18 protein-coding genes are annotated in these 16,846 nt (G+C 58.4%); 3 read left to right on the top strand and 15 right to left on the bottom strand.

The genetic code is table 11. The features are described from left to right. Positions 1-473: 473 nt before the first annotated feature. The gene (locus E0486_RS11540; protein WP_131852330.1) at positions 474-1,760 is read right to left on the bottom strand and encodes an acetyl-CoA hydrolase/transferase family protein; all 1,287 of its coding nucleotides are present in this window, start codon (positions 1,758-1,760) and stop codon (positions 474-476) included. Positions 1,761-1,865: 105 nt separating this feature from the next. Between E0486_RS11540 and E0486_RS11535 the strand changes: the two genes are divergently transcribed. Beyond that, complete coding sequence (locus tag E0486_RS11535; RefSeq protein ID WP_131852329.1) at positions 1,866-4,028, top strand: FUSC family membrane protein; 2,163 nt, start codon at positions 1,866-1,868, stop codon at positions 4,026-4,028. Here E0486_RS11535 and E0486_RS11530 read toward each other — a convergent pair. After that, entirely contained in the window at positions 3,995-4,411 is a 417-nt protein-coding gene (locus E0486_RS11530; RefSeq protein WP_131852328.1) for a type II 3-dehydroquinate dehydratase, read from the bottom strand. The two genes, E0486_RS11535 and E0486_RS11530, sit on opposite strands and share 34 nt — an antisense overlap. A 92-nt stretch (positions 4,412-4,503) precedes the next feature. Between E0486_RS11530 and E0486_RS11525 the strand changes: the two genes are divergently transcribed. Next, positions 4,504-6,447, top strand: coding sequence for a M1 family metallopeptidase (locus E0486_RS11525; protein WP_131852327.1), 1,944 nt, complete (start codon positions 4,504-4,506; stop codon positions 6,445-6,447). A 33-nt stretch (positions 6,448-6,480) separates the two neighbouring features. Here the strand turns inward: E0486_RS11525 and carA are convergent, their stop codons facing one another. From carA to E0486_RS11465, 12 genes are all read right to left on the bottom strand, one after another. Further along, positions 6,481-7,590, bottom strand: a complete 1,110-nt coding sequence (gene carA, locus E0486_RS11520; protein WP_131852326.1) for a glutamine-hydrolyzing carbamoyl-phosphate synthase small subunit — start codon at positions 7,588-7,590, stop codon at positions 6,481-6,483. Positions 7,591-7,726: 136 nt separating this feature from the next. Continuing rightward, on the bottom strand, positions 7,727-8,695 hold the full coding sequence (locus tag E0486_RS11515) for a DUF2167 domain-containing protein (RefSeq protein WP_165917298.1): 969 nt from the start codon (positions 8,693-8,695) through the stop codon (positions 7,727-7,729). 114 nt (positions 8,696-8,809) lie between these two features. Further along, positions 8,810-9,334 carry a 50S ribosomal protein L17 gene (gene rplQ / locus E0486_RS11510; protein WP_131852324.1) on the bottom strand — a complete coding sequence of 175 codons (525 nt, stop codon included), beginning with the start codon at positions 9,332-9,334 and terminating at the stop codon, positions 8,810-8,812. Between the two features lie 174 nt (positions 9,335-9,508). Continuing rightward, complete coding sequence (locus E0486_RS11505; protein ID WP_131852323.1) at positions 9,509-10,510, bottom strand: DNA-directed RNA polymerase subunit alpha; 1,002 nt, start codon at positions 10,508-10,510, stop codon at positions 9,509-9,511. A gap of 167 nt (positions 10,511-10,677) precedes the next feature. After that, positions 10,678-11,283, bottom strand: a complete 606-nt coding sequence (gene rpsD / locus E0486_RS11500; RefSeq protein ID WP_131852322.1) for a 30S ribosomal protein S4 — start codon at positions 11,281-11,283, stop codon at positions 10,678-10,680. A gap of 177 nt (positions 11,284-11,460) precedes the next feature. Continuing rightward, entirely contained in the window at positions 11,461-11,871 is a 411-nt protein-coding gene (gene rpsK / locus E0486_RS11495) for a 30S ribosomal protein S11 (protein ID WP_131852321.1), read from the bottom strand. A 214-nt stretch (positions 11,872-12,085) separates the two neighbouring features. After that, the gene (rpsM, locus tag E0486_RS11490) at positions 12,086-12,466 is read right to left on the bottom strand and encodes a 30S ribosomal protein S13 (RefSeq protein WP_131852320.1); all 381 of its coding nucleotides are present in this window, start codon (positions 12,464-12,466) and stop codon (positions 12,086-12,088) included. A 49-nt stretch (positions 12,467-12,515) separates the two neighbouring features. Next, positions 12,516-12,632: a type B 50S ribosomal protein L36 gene (gene ykgO / locus E0486_RS11485; RefSeq protein WP_046369371.1), complete on the bottom strand. Its 117-nt coding sequence runs from the start codon at positions 12,630-12,632 to the stop codon at positions 12,516-12,518. A 42-nt stretch (positions 12,633-12,674) separates the two neighbouring features. Continuing rightward, a complete protein-coding gene (gene infA, locus E0486_RS11480) occupies positions 12,675-12,893 on the bottom strand; it encodes a translation initiation factor IF-1 (protein ID WP_131852319.1) in 219 nt (72 codons plus the stop codon). Positions 12,894-12,997: 104 nt separating this feature from the next. Beyond that, positions 12,998-13,408 (bottom strand): hypothetical protein, encoded by a 411-nt coding sequence (locus tag E0486_RS11475; RefSeq protein ID WP_243697431.1) that lies wholly within the window; start codon positions 13,406-13,408, stop codon positions 12,998-13,000. Between the two features lie 198 nt (positions 13,409-13,606). Further along, positions 13,607-14,377, bottom strand: a complete 771-nt coding sequence (locus E0486_RS11470) for a hypothetical protein (RefSeq protein WP_131852318.1) — start codon at positions 14,375-14,377, stop codon at positions 13,607-13,609. Between the two features lie 104 nt (positions 14,378-14,481). Beyond that, on the bottom strand, positions 14,482-15,639 hold the full coding sequence (locus E0486_RS11465) for a homogentisate 1,2-dioxygenase (RefSeq protein ID WP_131852317.1): 1,158 nt from the start codon (positions 15,637-15,639) through the stop codon (positions 14,482-14,484). 51 nt (positions 15,640-15,690) lie between these two features. Between E0486_RS11465 and E0486_RS11460 the strand changes: the two genes are divergently transcribed. Continuing rightward, positions 15,691-16,185 carry a metallophosphoesterase family protein gene (locus E0486_RS11460; RefSeq protein ID WP_131852316.1) on the top strand — a complete coding sequence of 165 codons (495 nt, stop codon included), beginning with the start codon at positions 15,691-15,693 and terminating at the stop codon, positions 16,183-16,185. A 165-nt stretch (positions 16,186-16,350) separates the two neighbouring features. Here E0486_RS11460 and E0486_RS11455 read toward each other — a convergent pair whose 3' ends face one another. Continuing rightward, positions 16,351-16,800 (bottom strand): hypothetical protein, encoded by a 450-nt coding sequence (locus E0486_RS11455; RefSeq protein WP_131852315.1) that lies wholly within the window; start codon positions 16,798-16,800, stop codon positions 16,351-16,353. Between the last annotated feature and the right edge of the window lie 46 nt (positions 16,801-16,846).

Genomic DNA, 16,846 nt, shown 5'->3' with positions numbered 1-16,846 from the left:
TTGGTCTCGAAAAACTCGGTGAAAGTACCGGGATGGGCATAGCGTACCTATACCGACTGGCAGGTATTTTCGGTAGTTATTCAAAGGATAACGGGGAGGCGCAGGGCTTCGGGCCACTGCGGGCAAATAATATGGATGGATTGGTGCAGTAGGTTCAGCAGACGGGTTTCTCGCCGGAATTTGGCGCCGTAATCAGCGTTGGGGAAACGAAAAAGGGTGATTACTACTGACAAAGTTATTTTTTTCGCAAACCTGTCCAAATGAAAGTTACCGGGGCCCATACGCCACGGAGAGACCGCGCCCGATCACAAACACAGGCTGGTGGCGGACGCAAGGTTCCGCCCCGTATAAATACAAGGCAAGCCGGCGCGGGGCGGTTTCGGTATGAATTGCGCTTTTTGCGGTATGGATTGAAAAGACCAGCCCAAATGCGTGGCCTCTTCCCCTTTTCTTCTTTCCTGGAGCAGAAACCCTTAAAACACCTTGAACCGTTCGAAGCAGGCCCGCTCGAGCGCTTCGCGGTCGTTTGGATGGGAGATGCCGATGAGGGCTTTGGCGCGCTGCCGCAGGTTTTTACCGTATAAATACGCAATGCCGTATTCCGTCACTACGTAGTGCACGTGCGCGCGCGTGGTGACCACACCGGCGCCGGGCTTGAGGAAAGGCACGATCCTCGGAACGCCCTTGGCCGTGCGCGATGGCAACGCGATAATGGGTTTGCCGCCCTCGCTGAGGGCCGCGCCCCGCATAAAGTCCATCTGCCCGCCCACGCCGCTGAATTGGTAGGTACCGATGCTGTCGGCGCACACCTGCCCCGTAAGGTCGATCTCGATGGCGCTGTTGATGGCCACCATCCGCGGGTTGCGGCGGATGATGTGCGGGTCGTTTACATAGTCGATGTCGAGAAACTGGAATGCCGGGTTGTCGTCCACGTAATCGTACAGGCGCCGGGTGCCGAGCGCGAAGCCGGCGACGCCTTTATTGGGATGGATCTTCTTGTAGCGGTTGTTGATGATGTCGCGCTCAAAGAGATCAACGACGCCGTCCGAGCACATCTCTGTGTGCATGCCCAGGTCTTTATGGCCGGTAAGCGAGCGGAGCACGGCGTCGGGAATGGCACCGATGCCCATCTGCAGTGTAGAGCGGTCTTCGATGAGGCCGGCGATGTGGATGCCGATCTTTTCCTCCTCGGGTCCCGCCTTGTCGCCAAAGCGGGCTTCATAGAGCGGCTCATGGCATTCTACCAGCGCATGAAAGCGGCTGGAGTGAATGAGGCCGTCGCCGTGGGTGCGCGGCACATGGCTGTTTACCTGCGCAACCACGAAGCGCGCATTGTTGACGGCGGAACGGGCTACGTCCACTGATACTCCCAGCGAGCAGTAGCCATGTGCGTCGGGCGGCGACACCTGCACCAGCGCCACGTCCACCGGCAGCACGCCCTGGTTGAACAGGTTGGGAATTTCGCTGAGAAATACCGGCACATAGTCGGCGCGCCCCTCGGCCACATCCTGGCGAATAGACGCCGACACGAACAGCGAGTTAAGGCGAAAGCTTTCCGACAGGTCGGGGCGGTTCACGTGTATGTCGCCATACACCGTAATAAAAACCAGTTCCACGTCCCGCAGGCGTGGGGCCTCGGCGGCAAGCGCCCGCAGCAGGCAGGTAGGCGTTTGCGCGCTTCCCTGAACAAAGACGCGCTGGCCGGACTGAACGATGGAAAGCGCTTCCGCGGGCGACTGGTAACGGACGGGAGTTTTCATACAGCTGCAAAGAACGGCAGGAACGGGAAAGCTCCTGATGAGGCAACTTAGCCGGCGGCCTGTTTTTGCTCAGGAAAGGCCGGGGCGTACTTTCGCAGCCAGCCCATGATGCCCCTACCCTTGCGCTTCGAACGGCGGGAGATCCGCTACTTTCTCTACAGCCAGGCCTTTGCGGACGGGCTGCGCACGACGGTGGCCATCCTTGTTCCTGCGCTGGCCGGATTTTACACCGGGCGCTTCGAGCTGGGCATGACCCTGTCGCTGGGCGCCCTTTGCGTGTCGCTCACCGATGCACCCGGTCCCCTGACCAACAAGCGCAACGGCATGCTGCTCGCCACCCTTGCCCTCTTCGTCATCGCCACGCTCACCACTTTTGCCCGGATGCACCCGGCCACAATGGCCGTTGAGTTGGTGGCGGTCGCTTTTTTCTTTTCGATGTTCAATGCTTACGGCCCGCGCGCCGCCGGTGTGGGCAATGCCGCCATCCTGATCATGATCCTGACGATGGACAAGGAAACGCCGCCGGCCGGGGCGCTGGTCCACGCGGCGCTCATCGCCGCGGGCGGGCTGTGGTACTTCAGCTTGAGCCAGCTGTTTTCGCTCATGAGCCCCTACCGACCGGCACAACGGGTGCTGGGCGACTGCCTCCGCGAGATGGCCCGTTACCTGGAAACCAAAGCCCGCTTCTACGACCCGTCCACCGACCTGCTCGAAGATTACCGCAAGATGGTAGCGCGCCAGGTGATCGTGCACGAAAAGCAGGACGCCGTGCGGGAGATCCTGTTCAAGACGCGCCAGATCGTGCAGGAAACGACACTGCCCGGCCGCCGCCTCGTGCTCATGTTCGTGGAGGCCGTAGACCTGTTCGAGGAGATGACGCATATCTATTACGACTATGCCTCCTTGCGCGAACGCTTTGCCGCAACAGGGATGCTCGAAAAAATATCGGCGCTGATCGGCACGCTGGCCCGCGAGATCGACGCGATGGGCGCGGCCGTGCAGATGAACCGGCCATACCAAAACGGGCTCGCCGTTGAGGAGCAATTGACCGCGCTCAAGGCGGAAATGGATGCGTTGCCGAAGCTGCCGAGTGAAAGTCACCTGGTGCTCCGCAAGATTCTCGTCAACCTGCGGCGGTTGACGCAGCGGATGAGTGAGCTGGAACGCTATTTCGCCGCCGAGCCCGGAGAGCGCAGCAACCGCCTTGACCACGGCCGCTTCGTTAATCACCAACCCCTCGACCCGCGCATTTTCGCCGACAACATTACGCTCGGCTCCGGCGTGTTCCGCCATAGCCTTCGCGTAGCTGTGGCCTGTCTCGCCGGATACGGAATGACGCTGCTCATCGGCTACGGGCAACACAGCTACTGGGTGCTGCTCACCATCGCCTTCATCCTGAAGCCGGCCTTCAGCCTGACGCGCGAGCGCAACATCCACCGCATCATCGGCACCGTGGCCGGCGGACTTTTGGGCGTGACCGTATTACTACTGGTCCCTTCAACGAAAGCGCAGTTTGCCATCATGGTGCTGTGCATGCTGCTCACCTATTCATTCATGCGGATCAACTACCTCGTGATGGTGATCTTCACCACGCCTTTTGTGATCCTGCTGTTTTCGTTCCTGGGCATGCCGTTCCGGGAAGTAGCGCTCGAGCGCCTCTTCGACACGGTGCTTGGATGCGCACTCGCCTTCGGCTGCAGCGTACTGCTGTTCCCTTCCTGGGAGGCTCGCCAGTTGTCGGCCCACCTGCAGGGACTGCTCTCCGCCGACCGCCGCTACCTGTCGCTGCTGGCACAGGCACTGGAAGGTAAGACGGTCGCGCCGCTGCCCTATAAGCTGACGCGCAAGGAGATCTACGTGCAGACCGCGAACCTTTCGGCCGCCTTTCAACGGATGCTCAATGAGCCGCGTACGTTGCAGCGTGCTACCCAGCAATTGCAGCAGTTCATCGTGTTGCAGCATATCCTCTTCTCCAACATTGCCTCGGCGCTTGCCGAGCTGCGGCAGAAGGAGCCGCGGCCTGCGCCCGCACCGCTGCGCCAGCTGGCGCACAAAGCCTTGCTGTCGCTTTCCTCTGCCGCCGAACTGGTGGGAGCCCCGGTAGCGAAAGAAAAAGCGGATACAGCCGCAGTACCGACAGCTACCGGGGAAGCGACGCCCGAGCCGCTGCTCGCAGGCCAGCTGGCCTTCATTGCACAGGTGTGCGCCGACATGCAGCGCGTGCTTGCCGAAAGCTACCCAAGCAGCCAGAGCAGCGCCAGCTCGTAACCGCGCAGGCCGAGTCCGAAGATGCTGCCGGCGGCCTTTCCCGACACGTGCGACAGTTTTCGGAATTCTTCACGGGCATGCACATTCGAAATATGCACTTCCACCACCTGCGCCGGGATGGCAGCAATGGCATCGCCGATGGCCACCGATGTGTGGGTGTAGCCGCCGGGGTTAAGAATGATGCCATCGTAGCCGAAGCCGGCGCGCTGCAATTCGTTGATCAGCTCTCCTTCGACATTGCTTTGATAGTAGTGCAGCTCGTGTTCCTTATAGCGTCCGCGCAGGCGGTCGAGGTAGGTTTCGAAAGGCTCGTTGCCGTAGATATCCGTTTCGCGCTTGCCCAGCAGGTTGAGGTTGGGACCATTGATGATGGCGATCTTCATTTCACTAAGGTAAATCGACAGTTAATGCAACGGTTCGGAGCCTTGATGCAATTATGCTGTAAATTGGCTGGCGCGAACGCGTATTCCCGTCTATGCGAAACACATTCCTCTACCTGCTGCTCCTGGGCTCTTTTTCCGCGGCCGCCCAGCTAACTGCTTCCGAAACCAAAGCGCTGATCAGTGCCGAGCGGCGCCATTTTCAGGCCGCCCGCACCCAGCGGGTCAACTCGGTGGCTTCTTCCAATTACGACGTAACCTACTACCGCTGTTACTGGACCGTCAACCCCGCGGTGCGCACCATCACCGGCGCCGTCATGACGCGCTTCCGCGCCACGGCTACCGCCACGTCCATCACCTTCGACCTGCACAACCAGCTGACGGTGGACAGCGTTGTTTACCACGGCAGCAATGCCACCTTCGTGCGCGGCACCGACAACAGCCTCAAGATCAACTTCGCCGCCCCGATCGCGGCGGGGGCGCTTGACTCGGTGCGTGTACACTACCGGGGCACGCCGCCCAACAGCGGGTATTACGTAACCACGAACCATGCCGGCACGCCCCTGCTCTTCACACAGTCCGAATCGTACGGCGCCAGCCATTGGTGGCCCTGCAAAGATGTAAACGCCGACAAGGCCGACTCCGTGGACCTGTACATCACCTGTCCCTCCCAATATATTTCTTCGTCGAACGGGCTGCCCGTGGAGGAAAGCGTGACGGCAGGGATGCGCACCACGCGCTGGAAGCACCGCTATCCCATTGCGCCGTACCTCGTGGCCGTGGCCGCCACCAACTACGTTATCAGCACGGACAACGCTACGCTCCCGGGCCGCGACCTGCCGCTGGTATTGTACGCCTACCCGGAAAACTCCACGGCCTTCCAGCCGATCCTGGGCACAGCGAAATTCTGCCTGCAGGAATTCACACCGCTCATTTCCGACTACCCCTTTCTCAACGAACGGTACGGCCAGACCCAATGGAATTTGGGTGGCGGGATGGAGCACCAGACCAATACATTCCTGGGCTCCACCTCGCAGCCACTGGTGGCGCACGAGCTCGCCCACCAATGGTTCGGCGACAAGGTCACCTGCCGCAGCTGGAGCGACATCTGGCTCAACGAAGGCTTTGCGAGCTACATGGAATTCCAGTTCATGCTGCTCACCGCGCCGGCCACGCGCGTGCCTTTCCTGCAAAGCTGGACGAACACCGTTACGGCGCTCACGAATGGATCGGTTTACATACCGCCGGCCGACACCGTCAACGAGGCGCGGATCTTCGACAACCGTCTTACCTACAAAAAAGGCGGCTACCTGGGTGTGATGCTTCGCTGGAAATTGGGCGACTCCGTGTTTTACCGGGGCCTCCGCCGTTATCTCAACGATCCGACGATCGCCTACGGCACGGTGCTCACCGCCGACCTGCAGCGCAACCTGGAAGCGGAAAGCGTGCAATCGCTCGCTGAATTTTTCAACGACTGGTTTTACGGCCAGGGATTTCCCAACTACAGCGCGCAATGGACGCCGCTCAGTGGCGGCTCCGTACAGGTAACGCTCAGCCAGACGCAGTCGCATCCTTCTGTTTCCTTCTATGAAATGCCCGTACCGCTGCAGTTTAAAGACGCCACGCACGACACCACCGTTGTCGCCAATCATACGCAGACGGGACAGCTGTTCACGTTCAACCTGGGCTTTACGCCCGACACGATGATCATCGATCCGCAACTCTGGATCCTGAGCAAGACGAAGACCGTACAGCGCGTGCTCACCTCGGTGCCGGAGTTATTGCCGCCCGGGCAATGGGCGGTGTACCCCAACCCCGCGCGCACATCGGTAACAATAAGGCTGCCGGCCGGCAACTGGAGCGGCACTACGCTTCGGTTGTTCAATGCCGCCGGGCAGAAAGTACTGGAGCGGCCCTTCCCGTCGGGCACGCAGGCCACCATCCCGGTCGCCGGCCTCCCGCCCGGCGTTTATTGGCTCGAGCTGAGTCAGCGAAAAAAAGGTGCTTCGCGGTTGCAGTTGCTGATCGCTTCCCGCTAAAAAGAAAACCGGCCCCTGGGGCCGGTTTTCTTTTTAGTTCGTTCCCGTATAACTACGGACCATCTCCACGAAGTCGTCGAAGAGGTAGCGGCTGTCGTGCGGGCCTGGCGTGGCTTCCGGGTGGTATTGCACCGAGAAGGCCGGCTTTCCCTTGACGCGGATCCCTTCAATGGATTGGTCGTTGAGGTTCACGTGGGTGATTTCGATGTGATCGGCTTTCCGTACCGCTTCAGGGTCTACACCGAAGCCGTGGTTCTGCGTTGTGATCTCACAGCGGCCCGTAAGCAGGTTCTTTACCGGGTGGTTGAGCCCGCGGTGGCCGTGGTGCATCTTGAATGTGGGGATGCCGTTGGCGAGCGCCAGCAGCTGGTGGCCCATGCAAATGCCGAAGGTGGGTTTGTTGTCGTTGAGCAGCTCGCGCACGGTGCCGATGGCATAGTCCATAGCCGCGGGGTCGCCGGGGCCGTTGGAGATAAAGTAGCCGTTGGCGCCGAAGGCCCGGATCTCAGCCGGGTCGGCCTTCGCGGGAAAAACTTTCACATAGGCACCGCGGTCGGTCATACAGTTGAGGATGTTGCGCTTCACCCCGAAGTCGAGCACGGCGATGCGCACCGGCGAAGCAGGGTCGCCGAGTTCGTAAGACACGCGTGTGCTTACCAGCGAAGCGAGCTCCAGGCCGTCCATATCGGGCACTTCAGCGAGCTTCTTCTTCAGCTCTTCGGGGTCGAGGATCTCGGAGGAGATGATGCAGTTCTGGGCGCCTTTGTCCCGGATTGCCGCCACCAGCGCGCGGGTGTCCACGCCTTCGATGGCTACGATGTTCTGGTCTATGAGGTACTGGTCGAGCGAGCCCTCGGCCTGGCGGCGGGAGAAGAGCTCCTCGAGGTTGCGGCCGATCAGTCCCTTGATCTTGATCGCATCGCTTTCCACGTCGGCTTCCTTCACACCGTAGTTGCCAATATGCACATTGTTCATGATGAGCACCTGGCCGTAGTAGCTGGGGTCGGTAAACACTTCCTGGTAACCGGTCATCCCGGTATTGAAGCAGATCTCGCCGCCGGTGGTTCCGATAGCGCCAAAGGCTTTTCCGCGGCACACGGTGCCGTCTTCGAGTACAAGGAGGGCTTCACGTTGAGGGGTCATGGGCGCAAAAATAGCCCCCTGCTTTCCGAAGGGGGCAATTAGCGGGAAATTTTCTGTAAAATTTTGGGTAATCCAAAAGCCCAAAATAAAAGGGCCCATGCGCATTGCACATGGGCCCTTCAACTAAACTGTCCGATCAGGCGTTTTCTTCCACCGGCGCCGGCTCGGGAGCCGGGGCAGGGTCGGGGGCGGGATCGTAGGCAATCGGTCCGTCGTCCTCCTTTTTGCGGCCCGTGATGCGGCGCCAGATGCCGCCCACGATGGCTACGAGGCCGAGCACGATCAGCTTGATGTATTTCAGGATGATGGCGAAGAAGCCCACCTTGGCGAGCACCTTGCCGGCTACGAGGCCGCCGATAGTCCAGGCGGCGATTTCGTCCGTGTTGGAATCGAAGTCGGCGTAGCGGTGCCCCTCGTTGAAGGCCACCATGCCCAGCACGTCTTTGATATGCACGTTGACACTATCGAGCTGGCTCATACCGGCTACCGCCTGCAACACGAGCACGCCTTTGCGGCCGAGCACGCGGATGTCGTAGTTGAGCGTGTGCTCTTCGGAGCCTTCCGCCCGGATTTCCTTGGCCCAGTAGAGGATCTTATTGGCTTTGTCGTAATGCGGCTTGCTGGCCCAGCCAAGCAGGTCGAGGGTTTGCAGCCCCTGCTTGCGGCGTTCGGCGTTGGCGGCAACACCGTCTTCTTTCATTTGCTTCAGCAGGTCGTCGTAGTTGATCTTGTCGGCGTCGTTGTCCTTCACATAGCCCATGCCTTCGTACTGAACGATAAAGGCATAGTCGGCGTTGATGGCGCTGCCTTCATCGCCAGGCACGATCATGCCGAGCGGCGCGTCGCCGGGGAGGTTGCCCCAGGCGTCTTCCAGCACTTTTTTACTGTCTTCGGGGCCCAGGAAGCGGAAGCCTTTGGGTACGTTCACGGTGGCAACGCCATTGGTCAGGCTGATTTTACCGGTCTGGTACTTGAGGCCTTGCTCAATCTTCTGAAGCTTTACCAGCTCTTCGGCCAGTTTGTTGATTTGGGTAGTATCGCCCGGTTCGCCGGCGGTTGCACAGAGGCCCAGGAGGAGGAGTACGGGTAGCAATAACGATTTCATAAGCAGTTGGCTATAATAAGTTTTAGTTATGTGTAAAAGTAGGAAACTCAGCCCTAACAAACAAAAAGAGGCAGCGCACATGCGCTGCCTCTATGACTTGTAGCGAAGGTTCGCTTAGGAAGGCTGTTGCTCGGTAGCTTCCGTGGCGTCGGCTGCGGGGGCTTCCGGTGCTTCGGTCTGCGCGTCGGCCGCGGGGGCTTCGGCTTTCTTCTTGGCAGCACCTGCGCGGCGGGTACGCTTGGCGGGTTCGTCCTTCTTGGCGGTTGCCTTGCCGTAGATCTCGTTGAAATCAACCAGCTCGATCATTGCCATTTCAGCGGCATCACCGGGGCGGATGCCCAGCTTGATGATACGGGTGTAGCCACCGGGGCGGCCGGCCACTTTCTCGGCAATGGTTCCGAACAGTTCCTTGATGGCTTCCTTGTTCTGCAGGTAGGCGAAAACGATACGACGCTGGTGCGTGGTGTTTTCTTTCGCCTTCGTGATCAGGGGCTCGGCGTAAACGCGCAGGGCCTTGGCTTTGGCCAGGGTCGTAACGATACGCTTGTGCTCGATCAGCGAGATCGTAAGGTTCATCATCAGGGCATCGCGATGCGATTTGGTTCGGCCCAGGTTTTTGATTTTGTCTCCGTGACGCATGACATTTGAGTTTTATCGGCTGCACCGTGTCAGGAATTGCAGCCTACATGAGGGATTAATGTGCTGATGTGCTAGTCTGCTAACGCTTGTTCGCTACCAACCAGATCAGATATCAGACATCCGACATCAGGGATCCATGAGCAGGTTAGCACATGAGCAGACGAGGCGATTGTTTTAGTACTCTTCGCGGTCAAGACCGAGTTTGCTGAGGTCCATACCGAAATGGAGGCCGCGCTCGTTGAGCACCTGCTCGATCTCGGAAAGGGACTTCTGGCCGAAGTTGCGGAACTTCATCAGGTCTTCCTGCTCGTACTGTACCAGCTCGCTGAGCGAGTTGATCTTGGCTGCCTTAAGACAGTTGAAAGCGCGAACGGAGAGATCCAGGTCTTCCAGCGGGGTCTTCAGCACCTTGCGGAGCTGGAGGGTCTGCTCGTCCACGATGTCTTCCTTCTTCTCTTCTTTCGAATCGAAGGTGATGTTCTCATCGGTGATGATCATGAGGTGCTGGATGAGGATGCGCGAAGCTTGCTTCACGGCTTCCTCGGGGTGAATGGTGCCGTCGGTGGTCACTTCCATCACGAGCTTCTCGTAGTCGGTACGCTGCTCCACACGGGTGTTCTCGATGGCGTATTTCACGTTCTTGATGGGCGTGTAGATGGCGTCCATGGGGATGAGGCCGAGGGCGGCATCCTTGGGGCGGTTCTCTTCAGCGGGCACATAGCCGCGGCCGCGGCCGATGCTGAGCTCGATCTCGAGCTTGGCCGACGAATCGAGGGTGCAGATGAGCAGCTCGGGGTTCATGATCTGGAAGGAGGAAGTGCCCTCGCCCAGCATGCCGGCGGTCAGCTCCGTGCGGTTTTTCACCGACAGGGTGATCTTCTCATTCTGTACCTCGTGGTCGACGATCTTCTTGAAACGAACCTGCTTCAGGTTGAGGATGATCTCCACCACGTCTTCAGAAACGCCTTTGATGGTCGCAAATTCGTGATCCACGCCTTCGATGCGTACACCGGTGATGGCGTAGCCTTCAAGCGAGTTCAGCAGCACGCGGCGCAGGGCGTTACCGATGGTGACGCCGTAGCCCGGCTCCAGCGGACGAAACTCGAATTGGGCTTCGAAGTCCGTTACTTTCTGGAGAACGATCTTGTCGGGTTTCTGAAAATTTAAAATGGCCATGTATTTCAGGTTTTAGAGTTTGAACAAGTTAATGGTCCTTCGTCATCGTTCAACTGCGCTCACTAGAACAGTGGGCAGCAGTCCTGCACGAAACGCATTTGTCGCGCTGAGCGCAGTCGAAGTGCAAAAAAGCGGAAGACGATGCAAGCATCGTCTCCGGCTATTGATTACTTCGAGTACAGTTCGACGATCAGTTGCTCCTTGATGCTCTCCGGAACGGAATCGCGCTCGGGGTAGGTGATGAAGGTACCCGTGAAGCTGCCGGCGTTGAAATCAATCCAGCCGAATTTCGGGTTCTTTTCACGTACGAACGAGGTAACCGTGGCGTTGTCTTTCGACTTGTCCTTCAGGGCTACCACATCGCCGGGCTTCAGCTGGTAGGAAGGAACGTTCACGATCGCGCCGTTAACGGTGATGTGCTTGTGCGACACCAGCTGGCGGGCAGCCGGGCGGGAGGGAGCGATACCCATACGGAAAATGGTGTTGTCCAGACGGGCTTCCAGTAACTTGATCAGGTTTTCACCTGTAACACCTTTGCGGCGTGCTGCTTCGTCAAACGTCTTGCGGAATTGTTTTTCGAGCAGGCCGTAGGTGTACTTGGCCTTTTGCTTTTCGCGGAGCTGGAGGGCGTACTCACCGAGCTGTTTGCGCTTGCGCAGCGCACCGTGCTGTCCGGGAGGGTTCGAGTTCTTGCTCAGCCACTTGCCATTGCCCAGGATGGGCTCTCCGAAAATGCGGGAAATTTTGGTCTTGGGACCAGTGTAACGTGCCATAGTGTATTCATTTCCGCTTTTTTGAATTCGGCACAACCATCGGTAAAAACGGTAAAAATAAATGGTGCACCCTTTAGTTAAATGAAAGCCCTGGCGGGAGAGATATAAGTAAGCAAGTCGGAAGTTCGAAGTGCGAAGTACTTCCAACTTCCCACTTCCGACTTGTAAACTTTGCTTTTATACGCGGCGCTTCTTGGGCGGACGGCAGCCATTGTGGGGCAGCGGGGTCACGTCTTTGATCATCGCTACTTCGATACCGCTCTGGGCGAGGGCGCGGATGGCGCTTTCGCGGCCGGCACCGGGGCCTTTCACGAATACGTCTACACGCTTCACACCTGCGTCGATCGCTACTTTAGCGGCGTCGCTGGAGGCCATCTGGGCGGCATAGGGCGTGTTCTTCTTGGAACCGCGGAAGCCCATTTTACCGGCCGAAGACCAGCTGATCACCTGGCCGCTCTTGTTGGTGAGGGCGATGATGATGTTATTGAAGGTTGCGTTGATGTGCGCGTCGCCGTAGGAATCCACCTTTACGATACGCTTCTTGGCGGCGGCCTTAGCGGACTGCTGGGCCTTTTGTGCTTTTGCCATGTTTGAAACAGGTAATCTATGAATGAATAAAAACCTCCGTCGCCTTTGATTGCGCTCAGGCTGACAGCGGGCCCGCCTCTACCCTCCCCCGGCACCAACGGGATCCAGCGTAGAAAAGGAATGTCTCAGTGCTATAAAGGGCCCCGGATTTCAAGCAGCAAACTGCAAGCGGGTTGCGCTTGCAGTCTGGCCGGAGCACCCAAGGCTCATTATCTTATTTCTTCGGAGCCTTCTTCTTACCGGCAACCGTCTTACGCTTGCCCTTACGGGTGCGGGAGTTGGTCTTGGTACGCTGGCCGCGAACCGGCAGGCCTTTACGGTGACGAAGACCGCGGTAGCAGGCGATATCCAGCAGGCGCTTGATGGCCATTTGGGTCTCGGAGCGCAGCTGGCCTTCCACCTTGAACTGTTCGGTGATGGAAGTACGGATGTGGTTCAGCTCTTCGTCGTTCCACTCGTTCACGCGCTTGGAGCGGTCGATACCACCCTTGTCCAGGATGTAACGGGCAGTGGCGGGACCAATACCGTAGATATAGGTCAGACCGATTTCGCCTCTTTTGTTTTTGGGTAAGTCAACACCGGCAATACGTGCCATAAGATCTATTCAGTTTTACTAATTACGAATGTGAGGGGCGGATCAAGGATTAACCCTGGCGCTGCTTGTAGCGGGGGTTTTTCTTGTTGATCACGTACAGTTTGCCCTTGCGGCGCACGATCTTGCAGTCGGCGCTGCGTTTTTTGATGGAAGCTCTTACTTTCATGGTTCTCAGTTTGTGCGTGGGCTCTTCGCCTCCGCTATTTTTTTATTTATAGCGGAAGATGATCCGTCCCCTCGAAAGATCGTAGGGACTCATCTCCACGCCCACTTTATCACCCGGAAGGATCCGTATATAGTGCATCCGCATCTTTCCCGAAATGGTAGCGATGATCTCGTGCCCGTTTTCCAGTTTTACCCGGAACATGGCATTCGACAAAGCCTCGAGAATAATTCCGTCCTGTTTAATTAATGGCTGCTTTGACATACAGATTTTGGGAGCGCAAAGATAGCATTCTTTTCCCGTAAAAAGAAAAAAGAGCCGCTTTTTGCGGCTCAAAGGTGCGTATTTTTCACAAATTGAAAAGAAAATCAAGCGGTCGCCCCTCTTTCGAGGACCATTTTGGTCATCTGCAGGTGGTGATTCTGCAGCTCATGGAGGTAGAGCGGGTTGTTGAAATGACGGTGATCTTCGCGGTACCAGACCTCCATATGGGTGTAATTGCCGGGCTCGCGGAGCAACACCCGGAAGGGGCCTTTTTTGTACTTCGCCGAGCCGTCGTCCGACACTTCCTTCTGGAAGCCCAGGATTTCGATCAGGGCGTGCTCCGAAATGGGAATGGGTACGATCTGCTCGGGGGGATACCAGAACTCCTGCACGCCGTTGTCGATGCAGGCCATGTTTTCATCACGGCTGGTGTTGGTAACGATGCCTTCCCGCTCCGTGCCTTCGTCGAGCACGCGAACCACGTCGCCGGGCTTGAGATCCGAGATTTTAATCATATAGCCTTTGTTTTTCCGAATATATGCAAAAAAAGTTCCGGCCTCGCGCGCCCCAGAAAACGGCAGAGCTTATCCTGACCGTCCAGGCGACCAACTGTATGCGCTTTTTCACGTCCGGGAATTGCGGCATCCTGAAACGCGTGCCCCTCCAGCAAGAAGCGCTCGGAGGCCTTCCCGGGAAGCCGCACGGTTGCAGCCTCACTTTCCGCCGGACCGGATAATCCGCGACACGTCGAGCTGCAGACCCACCGCGTAGCGTGCCACGGCATGCTGGCTGCGCGCGCCGTACACCGACTCGTAGGCGCGGTTGAGCACGAAGCTTTCAAAGAATTCAAAGCAGAATTTGACGGTACGGCCGGCACGGAGCGTTAGCCCCGGTTGCAGGAACTGGTAGCCCCGGAAGTCGAGAAAGCGGTGCCGGTCGCGGCTGTATTCCCAGGAAGGGTCCAGCAGGGTGCGGCCCCGGTGCAGGTAGTCGTAGCGCAGCGAAGCGGCGATCTCGATGGAAGCCTGGCGGTAGGCGATGGCCGGCTGCACGTACCAGTTGGTCATGTTGAGCCGGTCGATGTAGCCGGTGTGGCTGGAATGATAGCGGGCGGCTCCTACCCCGCCGTATACCTCGAAGAGCACATTCGGCCGCAGGTTGGCGTAATAGCCGGCACCCACGTAGCCCAGCGAGCGCTGCTCGTAGTAGTCGTAGCCGGTGCTGTCGAGACTGGTGTAGCCGCGCGAATTGTTGGAACCATAGCCGGCCTGTAGCCCGAGGTGCGCCACCGGCGACCAGGCCGCCGACAGGCGGGGCGTGGAAAGGGCGCTCAGCTCGAGGCGCCCGTCCACCTTCAGGTCGCCTTTTGCGGCCAGCAGCGGCGGATCGTTGGGACGCGGCGAATAAAACTGCTGGCCACAGGAGGCCAGCAGCAGTCCGGTAAGCAAGGCGGCACAGGCAGTCAGGTTGCGGTTTCTCTTCATAAGGTTGCGGACGCAAAGGGCGGTCCTGCGCCTATGACCACGCTGCCGGGCAAAATGCTGCATCCCACTCAAAACGAGGATCCGGAATCCGGGATCTCCAATCGTTACTCCGCCCAGCTCATCGTATACCCATCGTTTTCGATCTCCAGTGCCTGCTTCGTCAGCATCAGCGGGTGGAAGGTATCCACCATTACGGCCAGTTCTTTCGTTTCGGTTTTGCCGATGCTTTTTTCCACGGCGCCGGGGTGTGGGCCGTGCGGGATGCCCGCCGGGTGGAGGGTGATCATGCCGCGCGTCACGTTTTTGCGGCTCATAAAGTCGCCATCGACGTAATACAGCACCTCGTCGGAGTCGATGTTACTGTGATTATAGGGTGCCGGGATGGCCTGCGGATGGTAGTCGTAGAGGCGGGGCACGAACGAGCAGACCACGAAGTTGTGGGCTTCGAAGGTCTGGTGCACCGGCGGCGGCTGGTGCACGCGGCCCGTGATGGGCTCGAAGTCGTGGATCGAAAAAGCGAAGGGATAGCAGCAGCCATCCCAGCCCACCACGTCGAAGGGATGGGTGCCGTAGTGCAGGTTGTAGAGGATGCCGCGTTTCTTGGCGCGGATGATGAAGTCGCCCTGCTCGTCGAAGGTCTCGAGGCCGTAAGGGGCGCGGATGTCGCGCTCGCAGAAGGGCGCATGCTCCAGCAACTGACCGTATTTGCTCTGGTAGCGCTTCGGAAAGCGGATGGGGCTGAACGACTCCACGATGAAGAGGCGGTTATCTTCGGTCTTGAATTCGATCTGGTAGATGGTGCCGCGCGGGATCACGAGGTAGTCGCCATAAGCAAAATCGAGCCTGCCGTACATCGTGTGCAGCACGCCGGAGCCCTCGTGCACGAAGATCATCTCGTCGGCATCGGTGTTCTTGTAGAAATACGATTTGTTACCGGTCTTCGGGGCGGCCAGCACGATGTGTACGTCGTTGTTCACCAGCACGGGCACGCGGCTCTCGAGGTAGTCTGCTACGGGCTTTACGTGAAAGCCTTCGAAGGAGCGGTGCTGGAGCATCTTTTCCTCGGCGATCTGCGGCGACACATCCACCGGCTTTTCGGTCTTGATGATCCGCGTAGGCGGATGCACGTGGTAAAGCAGCGAGTAGTCGTTGGAAAAACCTTCGGTGGAGAACAGTTGTTCGGAGTAAAGGCCTCCGTCGGGCTTGCGGAATTGCGTGTGCCGCTTGTGCGGGATGTTACCGAGCTTGTGGTAATAGGGCATACAATCGTGGCGGCTATTGGGCCGGCTACAAATTTAACTACCTTTCGCCGCATGACCCGCATCGGCCTTCTTTCCGACACCCACGGCTGGCTTGACGAAGCCGTGCTCCGGCATTTCGACAACTGCGACGAGCTCTGGCATGGCGGCGACTTCGGCCCTGGCGTAGCGGAAGCACTGGTGGCCACGGGCAAGCCGCTGCGGGGCGTATATGGCAATATCGACGGGGGCGACATCCGCGCGCAGTTTCCGCGCACCCTTACCTGGAACTGCGAGGGCGTGCGCGTGCACATGATCCACATCGGTGGCTACCCGGGCCGCTATGCACCCGGCGTGCGCGACGAACTCGTTCGGGAAGGTGCACGCCTGTTCATCAGCGGGCATTCGCATATCCTGAAAGTGATTTACGATCCGAAAATTTCCTGCCTGCACATGAATCCCGGCGCCTGCGGACGCCAGGGCTGGCACCAGGTGCGCACGATCATCCGCTTTGAAATCGATGGGGACGACATCCGCCATTGTGAGGTCATCGAACTGGGGCCAAGGTGAGACGAGTAAATAAGGTTCAGAACCGCAAAGGAAGTAAGAAAAGAAGTGGGTACAGGAAGATGATCAATACAAAAGGTCCCGCTTTGCGGGACCTTTCCAATACTCTTCGCGAAAACCTTTATCTTTTTTTTTCGCGGTTTAAAATGTTTCTTCGGATTCAACGCCTTAGAACCAGCCGCGGCCGGCGCCGATAGCCCGGAAAGGCCAGGGAATCGAAAAAAGCATGATCAGCAGCGACAGCACATAGAACACGAGCGCGCGGGTGTGCTTGTTGCGGTCGGGAATATTTTTCTTGCCCTGGGCTTTACCAACGTGCAGGAGTGCAATGGCCACGATCATACCCACCATATGCTCCACGGCGAAGAAGCGGGCTACGGGATCCTTCATCACCTCGCCGAATCCGCGGTTTTGAATCTGCGTGAGCCCCCAGGCACCGGCGAACCACAGGTACAGACCGATCAGCAGCATCACGTCGGCAAAGATCGTCAGCAGGAGGCCGTTCTTGCGGCCGTAGGGCTTATTGCCTGCGGTGGCGTGGCGGAAGATGGCGAGCAATAATAAGATAAAGACCACCCAGCGCAGACCGCTGTGGGCGTGTAAAAGACCATTGTACATAATGTCGGTTTCAGTTCGCCCCAAAACTACAGGAGAATGCCCAACT

The sequence above is a fragment of the Flaviaesturariibacter aridisoli genome (assembly GCF_004343705.1).
GTDB lineage: Bacteria > Bacteroidota > Bacteroidia > Chitinophagales > Chitinophagaceae > Flavisolibacter > Flavisolibacter aridisoli.
This window is presented reverse-complemented; position numbering and strand designations above follow the sequence as displayed.

Coding starts and splice junctions, on each gene's coding strand:
- E0486_RS11530 (WP_131852328.1), bottom strand. CDS start 4,411: ATGAAGATCGCCATCATCAATGGTCCCAACCTCAACCTGCTGGGCAAG.
- E0486_RS11455 (WP_131852315.1), bottom strand. CDS start 16,800: ATGTACAATGGTCTTTTACACGCCCACAGCGGTCTGCGCTGGGTGGTC.
- E0486_RS11535 (WP_131852329.1), top strand. CDS start 1,866: ATGATGCCCCTACCCTTGCGCTTCGAACGGCGGGAGATCCGCTACTTT.
- E0486_RS11540 (WP_131852330.1), bottom strand. CDS start 1,760: ATGAAAACTCCCGTCCGTTACCAGTCGCCCGCGGAAGCGCTTTCCATC.
- E0486_RS11470 (WP_131852318.1), bottom strand. CDS start 14,377: ATGAAGAGAAACCGCAACCTGACTGCCTGTGCCGCCTTGCTTACCGGA.
- E0486_RS11505 (WP_131852323.1), bottom strand. CDS start 10,510: ATGGCCATTTTAAATTTTCAGAAACCCGACAAGATCGTTCTCCAGAAA.
- rplQ (WP_131852324.1), bottom strand. CDS start 9,334: ATGCGTCACGGAGACAAAATCAAAAACCTGGGCCGAACCAAATCGCAT.
- rpsK (WP_131852321.1), bottom strand. CDS start 11,871: ATGGCAAAAGCACAAAAGGCCCAGCAGTCCGCTAAGGCCGCCGCCAAG.
- carA (WP_131852326.1), bottom strand. CDS start 7,590: ATGACCCCTCAACGTGAAGCCCTCCTTGTACTCGAAGACGGCACCGTG.
- E0486_RS11475 (WP_243697431.1), bottom strand. CDS start 13,408: ATGATTAAAATCTCGGATCTCAAGCCCGGCGACGTGGTTCGCGTGCTC.
- infA (WP_131852319.1), bottom strand. CDS start 12,893: ATGTCAAAGCAGCCATTAATTAAACAGGACGGAATTATTCTCGAGGCT.
- E0486_RS11465 (WP_131852317.1), bottom strand. CDS start 15,639: ATGCCCTATTACCACAAGCTCGGTAACATCCCGCACAAGCGGCACACG.
- E0486_RS11515 (WP_165917298.1), bottom strand. CDS start 8,695: ATGAAATCGTTATTGCTACCCGTACTCCTCCTCCTGGGCCTCTGTGCA.
- rpsM (WP_131852320.1), bottom strand. CDS start 12,466: ATGGCACGTATTGCCGGTGTTGACTTACCCAAAAACAAAAGAGGCGAA.
- E0486_RS11525 (WP_131852327.1), top strand. CDS start 4,504: ATGCGAAACACATTCCTCTACCTGCTGCTCCTGGGCTCTTTTTCCGCG.
- rpsD (WP_131852322.1), bottom strand. CDS start 11,283: ATGGCACGTTACACTGGTCCCAAGACCAAAATTTCCCGCATTTTCGGA.
- ykgO (WP_046369371.1), bottom strand. CDS start 12,632: ATGAAAGTAAGAGCTTCCATCAAAAAACGCAGCGCCGACTGCAAGATC.
- E0486_RS11460 (WP_131852316.1), top strand. CDS start 15,691: ATGACCCGCATCGGCCTTCTTTCCGACACCCACGGCTGGCTTGACGAA.